The organism is Enterorhabdus sp. P55 (genome assembly GCF_009911695.1).
GTDB lineage: Bacteria > Actinomycetota > Coriobacteriia > Coriobacteriales > Eggerthellaceae > Enterorhabdus.
In genome coordinates, this window is sequence record NZ_QWKK01000223.1 from 1 (window position 1) to 1,604 (window position 1,604).

The following is a 1,604-nucleotide window of genomic DNA, read 5'->3' on the forward strand; positions in this document are numbered from 1 at the left end:
GTGGGCCGCGCCCCCCGCCTGCGCCCCCCGTGCCCGCGCCTGCGCCCGCGCCGCGCCGCGCCGCGCTGCCTTCCCGAGGAGATGCCATGGCTTCCCTGAAAGACGCCTCCAGCGAGGCCTCTAACAACCAGTACCGCTATCCGCGGCTCTTCAACTTGGAGATGTTCGCCTTCACCGTGGCGGCCCTCTCGGCGCTCGCCATGCTGTGGACGGTGCTTTCCCCCAACGTGTCGGTGGTGGTCATGATCGTGGCGGGGATGGTGTTCACCCTGTCGGTGGTGGTGGTCATCCGCCTGCTGATGGACCCGGATTCCGTCCGCGCGCATCAGTCCGACGATATGCTCCAGCTGGCCAGCCAGTTCCTCGATCTGACGAAGGAGGGCATGACGCCCGAGGCGGCGCAGCGCATCTGCGTGCTGCTGCTGCCCAGCACCGCCGCGGTGGCCGTTGCCCTCACGGACGCCGAGCACATCCTCGGCTACGCGGGCTACCAGGAGGCGGATAACCCCGCCGGCAGCGCCATCCGCACCCAAGCCACCCTCGACGCCATGGCCGAGGGCACCATGCACGTGCTCTACACCGCCGAAGACCTGGGCTTTCCGCGCAGCGCCACCATCAAGGCCGCCATCATCGTTCCGCTGCGCGTGGGCGACAAGGTGGAGGGCAGCCTCAAGTTCTACTATCGCAACGGCAAGAAGATCACCGAGACGCAGAAGTCCATCGCGCAGGGCTTCGCGCGGCTGCTGTCTACCCAGATGGCCGCTGCCGAGATGGAGGCACAGCGCAAGCTGGCCACCTCCATGGAGCTGAAGATGCTCCAGAGCCAGATCAACCCGCATTTCCTGTTCAACACCATCAACACCATCGCGTCGCTCATCCGTACGGATCCGCCCAAGGCGCGCACCATGCTGCGCGAGTTCGCGGTGTTCTATCGCCGCACGCTGGAGGACTCGACCGACCGCATCATGCTCTCGCGCGAGATCGAGCAGACCATGCGCTACTTCTCGTTCGAGGTGGCGCGCTTCGGCGAAGATCGCGTGGCGCTCTACGTGGGTGCTGGCCCCGAGCTGCAGGATATGCTCGTGCCGCCTTTCATCATCCAGCCCATCGTCGAGAACGCGGTGAAGCACGCCATGCCCCTGGAGGGGAAGCTGACCGTGTCCATCCTGGCGCAGGTGGACGGCGACGACGTGGTAGTGGAAGTGCGCGACGACGGCGTGGGCATGAGCGAGCAGGCGTGCCAGAACATCATGCACCCCGAGTCTCAGACGGGCCTGGGCATTGCCGTGAAGAACGTGCACGACCGCATGAAGGGCTTCTTCGGCCCCGACGCCTGCATGGAGGTGGAAAGCGAGTTGGGGAAGGGAACGCGCGTGCTGCTGCGCTTCCCGGGCTGCGCGAAGAACCACGCCGCCATGCTGGGGGGCGAGGCGCCCGCTGCGGCCGTCGCCAACGCCGCCGGTGCGGTGGCCGCCGCGGTGGCCGACGTGGCGCCTGTAGTGGTAGGCGCGCCCGGCGTGGCCGACGCGGCCGTGCCGATGGGACGCATCCGCGTGCCGGAAGGGCGCGTCGCCCGCAGCCGACGGGGCGCCGACGGGGTGCCC

At 68.2% G+C, this 1,604-nt stretch carries 1 protein-coding gene; it reads left to right on the plus strand.

The window, feature by feature from the left end:
- Positions 1-86 precede the first annotated feature (86 nt).
- Positions 87-1,604, plus strand: a 1,518-nt coding sequence (locus tag D1643_RS10940) for a histidine kinase (RefSeq protein ID WP_160710635.1), incomplete at its 3' end; no start/stop codon positions are given.